This window comes from Abyssibius alkaniclasticus, assembly GCF_020447305.1.
GTDB classification, from domain to species: Bacteria; Pseudomonadota; Alphaproteobacteria; order Rhodobacterales; family Rhodobacteraceae; genus Abyssibius; species Abyssibius alkaniclasticus.
Genome location: NZ_CP095732.1, coordinates 2,542,462 through 2,557,655 on the forward strand (window position 1 = coordinate 2,542,462; position 15,194 = coordinate 2,557,655).

General features: G+C 60.9%; 15 protein-coding genes. 6 read left to right on the top strand and 9 right to left on the bottom strand.

Translation table 11 applies throughout. The annotated features are described in order from the left end of the window. Positions 1-110: 110 nt before the first annotated feature. The 7 genes from LGT41_RS12685 to dusB all read right to left on the bottom strand — a co-directional run bounded on the left by LGT41_RS12685 (position 111) and on the right by dusB (position 10,179). Positions 111-1,628 carry a TrkH family potassium uptake protein gene (locus tag LGT41_RS12685; RefSeq protein WP_274127257.1) on the bottom strand — a complete coding sequence of 506 codons (1,518 nt, stop codon included), beginning with the start codon at positions 1,626-1,628 and terminating at the stop codon, positions 111-113. Next, positions 1,628-3,004: a Trk system potassium transporter TrkA gene (gene trkA, locus LGT41_RS12690; RefSeq protein WP_274127258.1), complete on the bottom strand. Its 1,377-nt coding sequence runs from the start codon at positions 3,002-3,004 to the stop codon at positions 1,628-1,630. Before trkA ends, LGT41_RS12685 begins: the two co-directional genes overlap by 1 nt. Positions 3,005-3,034: 30 nt before the next feature. After that, complete coding sequence (gene ntrX / locus LGT41_RS12695; RefSeq protein ID WP_274127259.1) at positions 3,035-4,429, bottom strand: nitrogen assimilation response regulator NtrX; 1,395 nt, start codon at positions 4,427-4,429, stop codon at positions 3,035-3,037. Then, positions 4,430-6,610, bottom strand: a complete 2,181-nt coding sequence (locus LGT41_RS12700) for a sensor histidine kinase NtrY-like (protein WP_274127260.1) — start codon at positions 6,608-6,610, stop codon at positions 4,430-4,432. It abuts the gene before it with no gap. 115 nt (positions 6,611-6,725) lie between these two features. Beyond that, positions 6,726-8,135, bottom strand: a complete 1,410-nt coding sequence (ntrC, locus tag LGT41_RS12705) for a nitrogen regulation protein NR(I) (RefSeq protein WP_274127261.1) — start codon at positions 8,133-8,135, stop codon at positions 6,726-6,728. Beyond that, complete coding sequence (locus LGT41_RS12710; protein ID WP_274127262.1) at positions 8,135-9,211, bottom strand: two-component system sensor histidine kinase NtrB; 1,077 nt, start codon at positions 9,209-9,211, stop codon at positions 8,135-8,137. The genes ntrC and LGT41_RS12710 overlap by 1 nt, the downstream gene beginning before the upstream one ends. Next, entirely contained in the window at positions 9,208-10,179 is a 972-nt protein-coding gene (gene dusB, locus LGT41_RS12715; protein ID WP_274127263.1) for a tRNA dihydrouridine synthase DusB, read from the bottom strand. The genes LGT41_RS12710 and dusB overlap by 4 nt, the downstream gene beginning before the upstream one ends. A 113-nt stretch (positions 10,180-10,292) precedes the next feature. Between dusB and LGT41_RS12720 the strand changes: the two genes are divergently transcribed. Genes LGT41_RS12720 through LGT41_RS12730 form a run of 3 tightly spaced genes read left to right on the top strand, consistent with a single transcriptional unit; the run spans position 10,293 to position 12,408 of the window. Further along, positions 10,293-11,447 (top strand): bifunctional 2-C-methyl-D-erythritol 4-phosphate cytidylyltransferase/2-C-methyl-D-erythritol 2,4-cyclodiphosphate synthase, encoded by a 1,155-nt coding sequence (locus LGT41_RS12720; RefSeq protein WP_274127265.1) that lies wholly within the window; start codon positions 10,293-10,295, stop codon positions 11,445-11,447. Further along, positions 11,444-11,935, top strand: a complete 492-nt coding sequence (locus LGT41_RS12725; RefSeq protein WP_274127266.1) for a phosphatidylglycerophosphatase A family protein — start codon at positions 11,444-11,446, stop codon at positions 11,933-11,935. Before LGT41_RS12720 ends, LGT41_RS12725 begins: the two co-directional genes overlap by 4 nt. Then, positions 11,932-12,408, top strand: coding sequence for a CinA family protein (locus tag LGT41_RS12730; protein WP_274127267.1), 477 nt, complete (start codon positions 11,932-11,934; stop codon positions 12,406-12,408). The genes LGT41_RS12725 and LGT41_RS12730 overlap by 4 nt, the downstream gene beginning before the upstream one ends. Here LGT41_RS12730 and LGT41_RS12735 read toward each other — a convergent pair. Beyond that, the gene (locus LGT41_RS12735) at positions 12,405-12,854 is read right to left on the bottom strand and encodes a type II toxin-antitoxin system RatA family toxin (protein ID WP_274127268.1); all 450 of its coding nucleotides are present in this window, start codon (positions 12,852-12,854) and stop codon (positions 12,405-12,407) included. The genes LGT41_RS12730 and LGT41_RS12735 overlap by 4 nt on opposite strands. A gap of 92 nt (positions 12,855-12,946) precedes the next feature. On the opposite strand from LGT41_RS12735, the gene hpt reads away from it, so the two are divergent. The 3 genes from hpt (at position 12,947) to LGT41_RS12750 (ending at position 14,144) form a co-directional block, all read left to right on the top strand. Further along, positions 12,947-13,456, top strand: a complete 510-nt coding sequence (gene hpt, locus LGT41_RS12740) for a hypoxanthine phosphoribosyltransferase (RefSeq protein ID WP_420720216.1) — start codon at positions 12,947-12,949, stop codon at positions 13,454-13,456. Continuing rightward, entirely contained in the window at positions 13,453-13,647 is a 195-nt protein-coding gene (locus tag LGT41_RS12745) for a hypothetical protein (RefSeq protein ID WP_274127270.1), read from the top strand. The genes hpt and LGT41_RS12745 overlap by 4 nt, the downstream gene beginning before the upstream one ends. 71 nt (positions 13,648-13,718) lie before the next feature. Beyond that, positions 13,719-14,144 (top strand): hypothetical protein, encoded by a 426-nt coding sequence (locus LGT41_RS12750; protein WP_274127271.1) that lies wholly within the window; start codon positions 13,719-13,721, stop codon positions 14,142-14,144. A gap of 12 nt (positions 14,145-14,156) precedes the next feature. Here LGT41_RS12750 and lipA read toward each other — a convergent pair whose 3' ends face one another. After that, positions 14,157-15,107, bottom strand: a complete 951-nt coding sequence (lipA, locus tag LGT41_RS12755; RefSeq protein ID WP_274127272.1) for a lipoyl synthase — start codon at positions 15,105-15,107, stop codon at positions 14,157-14,159. Between the last annotated feature and the right edge of the window lie 87 nt (positions 15,108-15,194).

The window sequence follows — 15,194 nt, forward strand, 5'->3', positions numbered from 1 at the left end:
TCAGGCCTTTGAGTTTTATGGCGCACCCCTGAGGCGCGCTTGTTGTTTTGTCTATAATGGGCAGAGTTGGGGTTAATTTCTAGCCCCTTTCGCCAACAATCGTGTTATCGCTATCTGCGCCAGAAATCCGGGTTGAACATGGCGATCACCGCCAGAAGCTCCAGCCGCCCCAAAACCATTGCCGCGGCCAATATTCCCAGCCCGGTCGAACTGAGTTCGCTATAGGTTGCGCTATGGTCGGTTATCGTGGAGATGACCGGCCCGGTATTGGTCAGCGCGGCGATGGCCAGTGTCACCGATTCCTCAAATCTGGGCCCGGTCAGCGAAAGTGCCATTGCGATCAGCGCAATCGACATGGCGAAAAGCATCAGAAATATCCAGGCAATATAGGCCCCCTCGCGGCGCACACGGCGGGTAATAATGCCCGAACGGCCAATGGAATTGGCGTAAACCAGCCGCTCCAGCTCGCGCGTGCTGTGTTTGAACAGCGCAAAAACCCGCAACAGTTTGACCCCGCCTGCCGTGGTTGCCACGCCCCCGCCGATAACCGCCAGCCCCAGAAAGATGATTTCGGGCGAATTGAGCCCCGACCAGCTTTGCGCCGCCCCCCAGTCGCGGCTCTCAAACCCGGTGGTTGTAAGGTAAGAGAGTGTTGTAAATACCGTGCCCCAGATTGAATTGAGCATGTTGGAATAGTCGGTTTGCTGGCCCTCGGCCAAAGCAGCAAACCAATGGCGCAGAAACAACGCAACCGTCATGCCGACCACGATCATGCCGGCGAGCCGCAGTTCAGGGTCGCGGCGGATCCATGTGCGCCACCCGCGGTCTTGCCAGATCAGGATAAGGCGCGCATTGATCGCAATGAGCAGGAACACCGCCATTATCACCTCGCCCATGCGGCCCGAAGTGCCCCCCGAAAGCCCGCCCACAGGCGAGATGCCGCTTGTCGAGATGATCGACATGCCATGCGCAAAGGCGATATACACCCGCTCGCCCGCCACAACCAGGCCCAGCACCAACAGCGCGGTCATGCCCAGATATGCGGGCGCAATCACCCGCACAAGGCGGATAATCCGGTCAGACCCGTCGCCATGCGCATCTTGCGGCAGGTTCAGCGCCCGCGCCGAATCCTGAACCATCGAGCGGATTTCAAAGCCGCCAAGGTTCAGCGGCTGCATAACCGCAAACCCGGCCAGCAAAATCAGAAAACCGCCAAACCAGCCCACGGTCGCGCGCCATAAATGCACCGATTCGGGCAGTTCAAAAGGCGCGTCAAACAGGCTGGCACCGGTGGTTGTTATGCTCGACAGCATTTCAAACCAGGCCTTGAACCAGCTCAGATCATCGATCAACAGCACCAGCGGCAGGGCCAGAATGGCCGGAAGCACGGTAAAGGCCAGCAGCAAGGCCGTCAGATGGCTGCGCACGGGATTGCGGGTTTTGCGGTTCATCATCGCAAGGCCGACCAGCGTGGCCATTGCGCAGATCAGCAGGCCCGACTGAAAGAAGATGCGCGCATGATGCCATTCTTCATTGCGCAGGCTTTGGGCGGCCGGAATGAGCATGGCCGCCCCGCCAGCCATTGTGAGCAGCACAAAAAGTGGATATTGGCGCAGATGGGCGAGCATCAGAAAAAGTCCATGCTGACCTGCAAAAGCTGTTCAACCTTTGGCACTTCGGCGGTAAGCGCGAAAATCACCAGGACATCGCCCTCGTCAATGCGGGTATCGCCGCGCGGCAGGTGCAAAACCTCGCCCTTGCGCACCGCCCCCACGATCGAGCCTTCGGGCCAGGCAATATCGCGCACGAATTTGCCTGTAATGGACGAGGCCGACATGACCTGGGCCTCGATCACCTCGGCCTCGGCATCGCCAATCGAATAGACGGCGCGCACCCGCCCATGCCGGATATGGCGCAGAATGGACGATACGGTGGTGGCGCGGGGGTTGATGAAGGCATCAATCCCCAAAGGTGCCATCAGGCTGGTCATGGACGGGTCGTTGATCAGCGCAATGACCAGGGGGCAGCCGCTGGCCTTGGCGCGCGCACAGGCCAGCAGGTTGACCTTGTCATCATCTGTTACGGCAAGCATGGCATCGGCGGTGGCGATATTGGCCTCGGCCATGATGCCCGCATCGAGCCCGTCGCCGTTCAGCACAATCGTGCGCTCCAGCGCGTCGGCCGCGGTTTCAGCGCGCGCCCTGTCGCGCTCGATGATCTTGCAGCGCACGCGCCGCTCGCCGCTTTCCAGTTGCCGCGCAATATCCAGCCCGACATTGCCCGCCCCGACAATCACCACGCGCTCGGCCTTTTTTTGTGGCTTGCCGAAAATTTCCAATGTGCGGTTCACGTCTTCCTTTGCCGCGAAAACATAGGTTTGGTCGCCCACATAAAGCTGGTCATCGGGCAGCGGCACAAACAGCTTGCCCGCACGGCGCACGCCCACAACCACGGCGCGCAGGGTTGAAAACAGCTCCGAGAGCTGGCGCAAGGGCGTGTTGATCACCGCGCAATCTTCGGCCAGCGTAATGCCCAAAAGCTGCGCCTGCCCGTCGACAAAACTTTCCGTATCAAAGGCCGATGGCATTCGCAGGCGCCGCAAGGCCGCTTCGGCCACCTCTTTTTCAGGGCTGATGACCACATCAATCGGCAGATGGTCGCGGCGGTAAATATCGGAATACATCGTATCGAGATAGGATTGCGCGCGCAGGCGGGCAATTTTGCGTGGCACGGAAAACACCGAATGCGCCACCTGACAGGTGACCATATTCACCTCGTCGGAATGGGTGGCGGCCACGATCATATCGCAATCGCGCGCACCGGCCCTGTCCAGAATATGCGGATGCGAGGCAAAGCCGGCAATGCCGCTGACATCAAGCGATTCCGTAATCCGCCGGATCAGCGCCGCGTTGTTGTCCACAACAGTAACATCGTTCTTTTCGGTCGAAAGATGGCGGGCAATCTGCCAGCCCACCTGCCCTGCCCCGCATACGATAACCTTCATCACATACTCCTGGCCATTGGCCCAATTCGCCTAGTCTTGCTCGCCCGTCAGCTCGGCCCCCTGGCTGACCGACCCGATATTGAGCGATTTCATCTTGCGGTGCAGGGCCGAACGCTCCATGCCCACAAATGTTGATGTGCGCGAGATATTGCCGTTGAAGCGGTTGATCTGCGTAATCAGATATTCACGCTCGAACACCTCACGCGCTTCGCGCAATGGCATGGATGTAAGCTCCAGTCCAAGCCGCATCCGGCTGTCACCCTCATCGGCGCCGGCAGAATCCTTGGGAAGCTCGCGCACCGATATCGGCCCGGATTCGGGGCCAAGAATTAGAATGCGCTCGATCGTGTTGCGCAATTGCCGGATATTGCCGGGCCAGGGCATGAGTTGCAACTGGGTCTGCGCCTCGGACGAGAATTCGCGGGCCGGCAGGCCCTGTTCGGCATTCAGCAAGCGCACAAAATGCGCGCAAAGCAGCTCAATATCGTCGCGCCGCGCCTCAAGCGACGGCACCTCGATGGGCACAACATTCAGCCGGTGGAACAGGTCTTCGCGAAACGCGCCTTTGGCAATTTCGCTTGGCAGATTGCGGCTGGTGGCGGAAATCACCCGCACATCGACGCGCACCGTGTCGCTGCCGCCCGCGCGCTGAAAGCTCTGGTCGACCAGCACGCGCAGAATTTTGCTTTGCGTGCCGGCGGGCATGTCGGCGACCTCGTCAAAAAACAGCACACCACCATGCGCGCGCTCGAACAGGCCGGGCTGGTGGCCACGCGCCTCGCTTTCCGACCCAAACAGCACCTCTTCCATCCGCTCTGGTGCAATCGAGGCCGAATTGACCGTCACAAACGGCGCATGTGCGCGCTCGGAATGGGCATGAATATAGCGCGCCGCCACCTCTTTACCCGCCCCGGAAGGCCCTGAAAGCATAACCCGGCTGTTGGACCGCGTCACCTTGTCGAGCTGCGATTTGAGCGTGCGCAGCACGGCAGAGTCACCGATCATTTCGCTGGGGGCCATATCGCCGCGGCGCAGGGTTTCGTTTTCGCGCCGCAGGCGCGACGCTTCCAGCCCGCGCGCGATCACTACAAGAAGCTGGTCGATATTGAAGGGCTTTTCGATGAAGTCATAAGCACCCTGCTTGACCGCCGCGACAGCAATTTCAATATTGCCATGACCGGAAATGATGATCACCGGAATGGCCGGGTTGTCGCGCTTGGTCTGTTTGAGAATGTCGATTCCATCCATCTTGGAATCTTTCAGCCAGATATCCAGAATGATCAGGTCGGGCGCGGCGGCATTGATTTCGGCAAAGGCGCTGTCACCATCCCAGCCAAGGCGCACCTCATGCCCCTCGTCGCGCAGGATATCGGCGATCAGCTCGCGAATATCCGCCTCGTCATCGACCACAAGAATGTTACCCATCTATTTATCCTCAACCGTCAATTCTGAAGCCGCATCGGGCGGCAAGGGCAACACGATGCAGGCCTCTGCCCCGTGCGGGGCACCTTCGGCAAATGCGGGCGCCTGGCGCAGTTCCAACGTTCCGTGATGGTCTTCGATGATCTTGCGCACAATCGACAGCCCAAGCCCCGTGCCCTTATCGCGCGTTGTGACATAAGGTTCAAACAGGCGCGCTGTGTCTTTTGGCAGGCCGATGCCATTGTCCTGAATGCAGATCTCCAGCCGCGCGGGGCTGACCCTGACAATGACACGCAGTTCGGGTTCAAAACTTTCAGCGCCTGATTCAACTTTAGTATCAATCGCTTCGGCGGCATTCTTCAACAAATTGGTTAGCGCCTGACTCATCTGTGTGCCATCAAGCACCGCGCGCACCGGATGGGCGGGAATATCGGTTTTTATCGTCAGTTCCGGGCGGGCTGATTGCTGCAACAGCACCGCCCCGCGCAAAAGCTCGATCACATCCAGCGGTTTGGGCTCGGGGGCGGGCATCCGGGCGAATTTGGAAAACTCGTCAACAATACGTCGCAAGTCATTGGTTTGGCGCACGATGACATCGGCATATTGGTCCAGACTATCGCGCTCGCTGCCCACCAGCGGCCCGAATTTGCGCTTCAGCCGCTCGGCCGAAAGCTGGATGGGCGTCAGCGGGTTCTTGATTTCATGGGCAATGCGGCGCGCCACATCGCCCCAGGCAGCCATGCGCTGCGCGCTGACAAGGTCGGTCACATCGTCAAAGGTTACGACATAGCCTTCCAGATCGCCGCCAACGCCGCGCCGCGCGCTCATCCGCACCAGCAGGTTTTCGTTGATGCGCGTGCGCGAAACATGGATGGCGCCCTGCACAACCTCATGCGTGGGCTGTTTGACGCGGGTAAAAAGCGGCGAGAATTCGGGCACGATATCGGCCAGCATCTGGCCAACGCCCTGCCCTTCGGCCAGTTCCAGCATCGATTCTGCCGACAGGTTGATGATTTCGATCCGCCCTTCAGGGTTAAGCCCGATAACCCCGGCGGTAACGCTGCCAAGCACCGAATCAAACAGCCGGCGGCGGCTTTCGGTTTCTTCATTCACGGCCATCAGCGCATCGCGCTGGCCGCGCACCTGCTTGGTCATTCGGTTGAATGTGCGCGCCAGTGTGGCGATTTCGTCATCATCATCGCCTTCAGCCACGCTGACATCCAGGTCACCCTCGCCCACGCGCTGGGCCGCATGGGCCAGCCGGCCCACCGGGCGGGCAAGTCGTTCGGCAAACCACAGGCCAAGCAAGACCGCCGCCAGAATGACGATAATCGCAAAGCCCAGATAGATCATCGCGAATTCAAACAGCAATGTGCCGCGATCCGCTTCAAGCTGCTGGTAGAGCTTCACCGTTTCGCGCGTTTCATCGAGCAGCGCAAGGATTTTGCCATCGACATCGCGGGTCACATACAGGTAACGGTCGGGAAAGCCATCCAGCGATACAAGCGCGCGATATTCGCTATTGGTCATATCTTCGATGATGACCATTTCACCGTTCAGCGCGGCGGTGATTTGCGCAGCATCGGGCGGTTCATAGTCAAACCGGTAAGAGTTTTCGCCGCGCACGACCAGTTCGGCCAGACCGTCAATGATGAACGCCTCTTGCAGAACATTCTGCATGGCCCCCTGCCCGCGCGCCAGAATATCGCGCAGCAAGGCATCATTGATCAGCGGAAAGTTGTTGCGCTGGCTCTCGATGTAAACCGCCAGGGTCTCGGCATCAAATTTCAGGGTTTCGCGGTGTTCGGCCTCATAGGCCTGCGCGGCGGTCAGCGAGTTTGAGACCACGTTGCGCACACGGTTGGAAAACCAGCCCTCGACCCCGAAATTCACGATCAAGGTTGAAAAGATGGCGACAAGCACGGTTGGCGCCAGCGCCATAAGGGTGAAGACGCGGGTCAGCCGGAAATGCAGCCGTGAACCGGCCGAGCGGCTGCGCCGTGCGGCAATGGTGCGCGCAAGCCGGCGCGCGACAATCGCCATCAGCAGCAGAATGTAGATGATGTCGAGCAAGCCGACGATCGACAAAAGCTGGTTTGCCCGTGTGGTGGTGGCCAGGCCCAGAACGGCGGCCGTGGCAATGGCCAGAACCGGCGCGGTTAGCACCAGGGCGATGGTCAGCATTGTTTGCACATGGCGCTGGCGGCGCCAGCGATCCAACCGGATCAGCCGGGATGTCAGGATATTTTGTTGCACTTGCGCTACAGGTTTGCCCGATGATTCCAAAACTGTGGCAAGTTTACATCAACCGTTTCCCACGCGACACCTGAATATCCAGACCGGCGATTTTTGACCGAAGCGTGTTTCGGTTGATGCCAAGCAGCTTGGCGGCGCGAAGCTGATTGCCCCGCGTGGCCTGCAAAGTCAGCGCGATCAGCGGCAATTCCACCTCGTGCAAAATCCGCTCATACAACCCGTCAGGGGGCAGATCGTCGCCGTGAATGGCGAAATAGCGTTTCAGATGCGCCTCGACCGCGGCCCCAAGCCTGTGGCTTTGCGCGGGCTGTTCGGTGGTGGCGCTTGGTCGGGCCGAAAGCTCGGTGCTGACCAGGGATGCCGAAATCGCATCTTCGGGCGCCAGAATCGTCAGCCGCTGCACAAGGTTTTCAAGCTCGCGCACATTGCCGGGCCAGGGCTGACGCTTCAGCACATCCAGCGCTTCGGTGGCAATGGTTTTGCGCGGCAGTCCCTGCGCCTGGGCCTGCACAAGAAAGTGGCGCACAAGGTCGGGAATATCTTCCAGCCGTTCGGCAAGCCGCGGCAGGCGGATCGGCACGACGTTGAGCCGGTAGAACAGGTCTTCGCGGAAACGGCCTTCGTTCACAAGGTTGCGCAAATCCTGATGGGTTGCGGCGATCAGGCGCACATCGGCGCGGGCCTTGGCGCCAAACTCGCTTTCCTGCAACACGCGCAGCAGGCGGGTTTGCGCCTCGGGCGGCATATCGCCCACCTCGTCCAGAAACAGCGTGCCGCCATCGGCCTCGGCAAAGCGGCCCTGCATCGCGCCCCTGCCAAACAGCTCCGTCTCGACCTCGATCGCGGGAATCGCGGCCATGTTCATTGCCATGAAGGGTGCGGCGCGGCGTGGGCCGAAATCGTGCAACGCGCGGGCCACAAGCTCTTTGCCGGTGCCGGATGCACCGGTGATCATCACGCCAAGGTCGGTGTTCATCAGCCGCGCCATGATGCGGTAAACTTCCTGCATGGCGGCGCTGCGCCCGATCAGCGGCAGGCGTTCTTCGGCTGGCGGCGGGGCTTCGGGCACGGCGCGGCGCTGCGCCCCGCGCGATTGCTGCAAGGCCTTGTTCACCAGCGCCAGCAGGGCCGACAAATCGAACGGTTTTGGCACATAATCAAACGCGCCCGCCTCGCTGGCGCGAATGGCGGTCATCACCGTGTTTTGCGCCGACATGACGATCACCGGCAGGTCGGGGCGTTTTTTGCGAATGGTGGGCAGAATTTCCAGCGCATCGCCATCGGGCATCATCACATCGGAGACGACGACATCGCCCTCGCCCTCTTCCACCCAGCGAAACAGGGTTGAAACCGTGCCGGTTGTGCGCACGCGGCAGCCCGCGCGGGTCAGCGCCTGGCTGAGAACGGTGCGCAAGCTGCGGTCATCATCGGCGACGATTACGGTGCCATCCATTATTTCACCCCATCCTTGCCGCGCCAAACCGGCAGAAGTATAAGAAATTTCGTGCCCTCGGGCGATGTGACACATTCCACCACCCCACCATGTTCGGCGATGATCTTGGACACGAGCGACAGGCCAAGTCCGGTTCCATTGGCCTTGGTCGTCACGAATGCATCAAAAATATCGTCGCGCAGATCGTCGGGAATGCCGGGGCCGGTATCGGCGATGGTAAGCTCGATCGGCAGGCTTTCGCGCCGCCCGCCGGGCAAGGCCAGCTTGACACCGGGGCGGTAGGCCGTGCGCAGCGTGATCGTGCCGGGATTGTCGCCAATCGCCTCGGCGGCGTTTTTCAGCAGGTTCTGGATGACCTGAAGCAACTGGTCGGCGGCAGCGGCAACCGGCGGCAGCGAAGGGTCGTAATCTTCGACAAAGCGCAAATTGCGGGCATAACCGGCAAGCGCAGCCCGTTTGGCGCGGTCAAGCACGTCATGCACATTTACAGCGGTGCGCGTCGCTGGGCGCAAATCGCCGAAATGTTCGACCATATTCACCAGCGCGCCAATGCGCTTGGTTTCAACGTCAATCAACTCGGCCAATTCACGGTCGTCGCCCTGCAAATTCATCGCCAAAAGCTGCGCAGCGCCCGAAATGCCGGCCAAAGGGTTGCGGATTTCATGGCCCAGCATCGCCGCCATAGCGGTGACAGAACGCGCCGCGGCGCGGTGTGCAAGCGAGCGGTCCATCTTGTCGGCCATGCCGCGCGGGTGAATCTGCACCAGCAAATCGCCGCTATCATTCAGCCAGGCGGCCTGCACATTGCTTAAGGCGCGGCTGCGGTCGGCCCATGTCACCTCGACATCATAGCGCACAACCGAAAGCGCGCCGCGCCGCGCCTGCCCCAGCACATCGGCGAGCGCCGAGCTTTCGCCGACGAATTCGGTCAGCACATGGCCTTCGATCTGGCGCAGCGACATTTGCGCGAAATGCTCGGCAGCGTTGTTGGCGGCGATGATCGTATCCTGCGCATCCAGCACAAAGGCCGGGCTTGGCATGGCGCCCCAGATGGCCTCGTAATCGAGCGCGCTCATGCGGCCAGGCTTTGGGTTGGGGTAAGCGCGCGCAGCACATCATCGGGGCAATTCATGCGGAAGATGGCGGCGCGCAACGCATCGGCCCCGGCGATCCGTTCCAGATACCAGCCCAGATGTTTTCGCGCCACGCGCAGACCCAGATCATCGCCGTAAAAGGCCAGAATGGCGCGGTAATGCGCGCGGATAAGCGCAAAACGCGCCTCGGTGCCGGGCGCTTCGGGCACGGGCTGGCCCGCAAGGGCGGCGGCGATTTGCGCCAGCAGCCAGGGCTGGCCCTGCGCACCGCGCCCCACCATAACCCCATCGGCACCCGATTGCGCCAGAGCGGCGCGCGCGCTGGCCAGATCGGTGATATCGCCATTCACAACCACTGGAATATCAACCGCCGCCTTCACCCGCGCCACCGCGCGCCAATCCGCATGACCTTTGTAAAACTGGCAGCGCGTGCGGCCATGCACGGTGATCATGCGCACGCCAGCATCTTGCGCCATGCGGGCAATTTCCGGTGCGTTCAGGCTGGCATCATCCCAGCCAAGCCGCATTTTCAGCGTTACCGGCACATGCGTGGCGCCTATAACGGCGGCCACCAGCTTCATGGCATGGTCGGGTGCGCGCATCAGCGCCGCGCCCGAATAGCCGTTTACAACCTTCTTGGCGGGGCAGCCCATATTGATGTCGATAATCCGCGCGCCTTCGCCTGTCAGCATCCGCGCGGCTTCGGCCATCGGCGCGGCCTCGCAGCCTGCAAGCTGCACGGCGGTTTGTGCCTGGCCCAACCCAAGGTCGGCACGGGCGCGTGCCTCTGGCTTGCCATGCAGCATTTCATGGCTGGCCACCATTTCCGAAACCACAAGCCCGGCCCCGAAACCGGCGACAAGGTTGCGGAACGGCGCATCGGTAATGCCCGCCATTGGCGCCAGTAGAACGGGCGCCTCAATCCCCAAATCTGCCAGTTTTTTTGACATTGCCTAATTCCTGTGCAGATAGTTCCCTAGCCCATTGGAACGCGGCGGGCAAGCATATCGCGCGCGCGTTTTTGCCAATTGCCCTGATCGCCCCTTTTGGCTAAGCACGGCCCATGCAAAAGACGCGCAAAACCGCCGGGTTGATTGTGGCTGCCGGCACGGGCCGGCGGGCCGGTGGCGGGCTACCAAAACAGTTCCGGATGCTTGGCGGTGAAATGGTGCTGCAACGCGCCGCGCGTGCCATGCTGGCCTTTGAAGGGCTGGAGGTTCTGCAAGTGGTTGCCGCCCCGGAATGGCTGGAAAAAACCGATGAAGCGCTGGCAATTCTGGGCGATACACGCATCCTGCCGGGTGTTGCGGGTGGCGACACACGGCAAGAATCGGTTCTTGCAGGGCTTGAAGCCCTGACCGCCCAAACGCCGGATCTGGTTCTGATTCACGACGCGGCGCGGCCCTTTCTGAAAACCGAAACCATCGCGCATGTTGTAAAAGCACTTGAAACCGCCCCCGGTGCCGTGCCGTGCCTGCCATTGGTCGATGCGCTTTGGCATGGTGGCGCGGCAGGGCTGAGCAGCCCGCAACCGCGCGAAAACCTGTTTCGGGCGCAAACACCGCAGGGTTTTCAATTTGCCGCCATTCTGGTCGCGCATCGCAAGGCCGCACCCGGAATGCTGGATGACGCTGCCATTGCCCGCGCGGCGGGCCTGCAAGTTGCCCTGGTGCCGGGCGATGCGCAGAATATCAAACTGACCCTGCCCGAGGATTTTGCGGCATTACAGGAGCGTTTCATGGATATTCGCTGCGGCAACGGCTTTGACGTTCATGCGTTTTGCGCGGGCACGCATGTTACCCTTTGCGGGCTGCGGCTGGCGCATGATCGGGCGCTGGCCGGACATTCCGATGCCGATGTCGGGCTCCACGCCCTTACCGATGCAATTTTCGGGGCGCTGGCCGAGGGCGATATCGGCCAATGGTTCCCGCCAAGTGATGCCCGGTGGAAGGGTGCTGCCAGCGATATTTTTCTGCGCAAGGCGGTGGAGCGCGCGCGGATCCGCGGATTTGCCATCACGCATTTAGACTGCACGCTGATCTGCGAAGCGCCCAAAATCGGCCCCCATGCGCCCAAAATGCGCGCCAGAGTGGCCGAAATTTGCGGGCTGGATATTGACCGCGTGTCGATCAAGGCCACAACAAGCGAAAAGCTCGGCTTTACGGGCCGCGAGGAAGGAATTGCCGCAATGGCCACAGCAACCCTGGTGGCGCAATGATTGCGCGCGCCATCGCAACGCTGGGTGGCGTGGGCTATCTGCGCCCTGCCCCCGGCACCTGGGGCTCTGCGGCATCGCTGCCGCTGGCCTATCTGCTGCACATCCTTGGCGGGCCCTGGGCGCTGGTGGCCGGGCTTGGCTTGGCCTGCGCGCTTGGCTGGTGGGCCACTTGGGTTGAAACGCGCGACAGCGAAAACCACGACCCCAGCGAAATTGTCATCGACGAACTGGCCGGCCAGTGGATTGCGCTGCTGCCCGTCTCCTTCGGGGCGGCCATTGCGGGGGCTGACATTCTGGCGCTTTACCCCGGCTGGATTGCCGCATTCCTGCTATTTCGCCTGTTCGACATTACCAAACCCTGGATAATCGGCTGGGCCGACCGGCGTGGCGATGCGCTGGGCGTGATGCTCGATGACATATTCGCCGGTGCCTTTGCCGCGCTTGGCGTGGCCGCACTCGCCGCTCTTGCGCATCTGGCATTTGTATGAGCGTTGCCGGCGAAATATTGGCCCTTGCGCGCCAAAACGGCGTGATGATTGCCACGGCAGAAAGCTGCACAGGCGGAATGGTTGCCGCAGCCCTGACCGATATTGCCGGCGCGTCAGATGTGTTCGACCGTGGCTTTGTAACCTACTCCAACGCCGCCAAAGCCGAAATGCTGGGGGTTGACCCTGCGCTGATCGCCCTGCGCGGTGCGGTAAGTTCCGAGGTCGCGGCCGCAATGGCGATGGGGGCAGTAACGGCATCGGGCGCCAGCCTTGCGGTTTCAATTACCGGCATTGCCGGGCCGGGGGGCGGAACGGCGGAAAAGCCCGAAGGGCTGGTCTGGTTCGGGCTGGCACAATCCGGCAAACCTGCACAAAGCTTTCGCAAGGAATTCGGTGCTTTGGGGCGGGATGGCGTGCGCCGTGCCGCGCGCGACTTTGCGCTTGGCCTGCTGCACGAGGCGCTTGGCGCCTAACCATCGCCGTATAGCGCGCGCGCGCGTGCTTCGAATGCGCGCACGATCCGGTGCATCGCTTCGGTAAACACAACGCCGATCAGCGTTTGCAACACCCGCGACTTGAACTCGAAATCAACGAAGAAGTCGATTTCGCAGCCACCTTCAACATCGCGAAACGCCCAGGAATTGCGCAGATATTTGAACGGCCCGTCCAGATACTCGACCAGAATCTTCTGCCCCGCCTCATCGAGCGTCACCCGGCTGCCGAATTTTTCGCGGAACAGTTTGAAGCTGATGACCAGATCAGCCTCCATCACCACGATCGCATCAATCCGCGTGGTCGCGCGGATGCGCGCCCCCGCACACCAGGGCAAAAACTCGGGGTAGCGCGCCACATCGGCCACAAGCGCATACATTTGCGCGGCCGAATAGGGCATTTTGCGGGTTTCTGAATGGGTCGTCATAGTTATCCTTTTGTCGGCCTGTTCTTTTCAATAAAGTCGGGCAGACTCAAGAGGGCTGTGCAGTGAACCATTCCAATTATGTGATCGACGAGATGATTTCCGCAAAATCCATTGCCGCGCGGGTTGAAGCACTGGCGCGGGAAATTTCCACCTATTTCGCCGATACCGACAAGCTGGTCGTGGTCGGCCTGCTGCGCGGCAGCTTCATTTTCATCGCCGATCTGGTGCGCGAACTTGACCTGCCGGTCGAGGTCGACTTCCTTGAAGCCTCATCCTACGGCAACGCCACCGAATCCAGCCGCGAAGTGCGGATTCTGAAGGATTTGCGCGGCGAGATCGAGGGGCGCGATGTGCTTGTGGTGGAAGACATCGTCGATACCGGCCACACGCTCAGCCATGTGCTGAAGCTGCTCGGCACCCGAAGCCCCGCGCGGCTGCGCACCTGCGCCCTGCTTGACAAACCCAGCCGCCGCGAAACCGATGTGACCGCCGATTGGGTGGGTTTTGCCATTCCCGACAAATTTGTCGTGGGCTATGGCATCGACTATGCACAGCGCAACCGCAACCTCGACCATATCGGCGCCGTGCGGTTCGTCGAATGAACCTGATCTGGCTATTGCGGCTGAAACGCTGGGTGCAACGCCCGCCGTCGCGCCGCCATGTCTGGCTAATCCTTGGCGTCATCGCTGCCAGCCTTGTGCTGTTCGGCATCGAATACTGGTTTGGCTGGCCGGAATGGCTGACCCCCGATTTCAGCGGCCGCGGCTCCCGCCTGCCCCAATGGCCGAACTGAACGCAGCTAAAAATTTTGTCTTTTCATCGTAATCTGGGCTTAAATGCCGCCACAACATTGGGGAGATTACTATGAAAGCGCCTTGGCATTTATGGGTTATCGGCATTGTTACCTTACTTTGGAACGCGGGCGGTGCCTATGACTATCTGATGAACCAAACCAAGAACGAAGCCTATCTGGCGATGATGACACCCGAACAGATTGCCTATTTCGAAAGCTATCCGACATGGACAGTGGCGGTGTGGGCCTTTGGCGTTTGGGGCGCGGTGCTTGGCTCGGTCCTACTGCTGTTGCGCAGCCGCTTCGCGCTGTGGAGCTTTGTCGCCTCTTTCGCAGGTATGGTTGTGAATATGGCCTACGGGCTGACGGCCGGAAACTCGGCCATGACCGGGGCAATGGGCGTGATGGGGCTGCTCTTCATCGCAGCCATTTTCGTGGTGGCGCTGTTGCTGATCTGGTATTCCAGCCGAATGCGTTCAGCGGGCGTGCTGCGCTAGAGCCAGCCCTTCCTAGCCGATCTTTGCCAAACGCGCGGCGCGGAGCCGCGCGAAATCATCGCCCGCGTGGTAGCTGGAGCGTGTCAGCGGTGTGGCGGAAACCATGAGGAAACCTTTGCCGAAAGCGGCGCGCTCATAGGCTTTGAACTCGTCCGGTGTTACAAAGCGATTTACCGCATGGTGCTTGGGCGTCGGCTGCAAATATTGCCCGATGGTCAGAAAATCGACATCGGCGGCGCGCATGTCATCCATCACCTGCATGACCGACTGTCGGTCTTCGCCCAAACCAACCATGATGCCCGATTTGGTGAAGGCCAGCGGGTCCAGCTCTTTGACGCGCTGCAACAGCCGAAGGCTGGCGAAATAGCGCGCACCGGGCCGCACTTCGGGGTAAAGCCCGGGCACGGTTTCAAGGTTGTGATTGAACACATCGGGGCGGGCTTCAACCACCACTTCCAGCGCCTCGGGGCCGCATTTCAGAAAGTCGGGCGTCAGCACTTCAATCGTTGTTTCGGGGTTTTTGCGGCGCACGGCGCGGATGGTCATGGCAATATGCTCGGCCCCGCCATCCTCCAGATCATCCCGGTCAACCGAGGTAATAACCACATGCTTCAGCCCCAGCTTTTCAACCGCCACGGCCACGCGCCCCGGCTCGAACGCATCCAGCGCATCGGGGCGGCCGGTGGCGACGTTGCAAAACGTGCAGCCGCGCGTGCAGATCTCGCCCATGATCATCATCGTGGCATGGCCTTGCGACCAGCATTCGCCCACATTGGGGCAGCCCGCCTCTTCGCACACCGTTACCAGCTTGTTTTCGCGCAGAATGTCGCGGGTTTTGCGATAGCCTTCGGAAACCGGCGCTTTCACGCGAATCCAGTCCGGCTTGCGCAAAATCGGCGTATCGGCCTTTTTGGCCTTTTCCGGGTGGCGCTGGGCACGGTCGCTTAGGTCACGCTGGTCCATGATTCATCCTGCATTTGGGCACTGGGCTGACCATAACGCGCCACGCCAGCCAGTCCAAGCGCGAAAGCTGGCTGCATAACGGCATTG